Raw genomic sequence first — 468 nt, 5'->3', positions numbered from 1 at the left:
GGGGAGTGACCGTGGGTTCGGCCGACTGCTCGTCGGCGAGACCGAAGGAAAAGCCCTGGAAGCGGTCCCAGTCGCGCGACGTCGACAGCGTCAGTTCGCCTTCCAGCGCCAGGCCCGCCGCCGGCGCGCCATAGAGGAAGCGGCCGTCAATGTCGATGTTGGCGGTTTCGCCCTGGGCGATTTCCTGCTTGTCGGCCTTCATGTCGAATTCGATGCGATCCGGCACGAAATCCTCGACCAGGAACATGTGGCTGGCCACGGCCGGCTGCTTGGGATCGGTGTATATCGACACCGACCAGGTGCCTCGCATGGCGTTGGGTTCGAGCGGCAGGTCGACGGCATGGCCACCGGCCGAAGCGCCGTCACTGACGATGCGGCGGTCCTCGACGCCGTCGGGGCGCGAGAAGACGAACGTCAACGGCAGGTTCTCGACCGCCTTGGCGGCGCCGTCGCGGGCAAGCGCCGCGA

General features: G+C 67.3%; 1 protein-coding gene. It reads right to left on the bottom strand.

The features are described from left to right. A partial coding sequence (locus EN906_RS36825) for an MG2 domain-containing protein (RefSeq protein ID WP_164777738.1) occupies positions 1 to 468 on the bottom strand: 468 nt, incomplete at both ends.

This window comes from Mesorhizobium sp. M7A.F.Ca.CA.004.06.1.1, assembly GCF_003999135.1.
Lineage (GTDB): Bacteria > Pseudomonadota > Alphaproteobacteria > Rhizobiales > Rhizobiaceae > Mesorhizobium.
The sequence above is the reverse complement of the archived record's forward strand: the minus strand, read 5'-3'. Positions and strand labels throughout refer to the sequence as shown.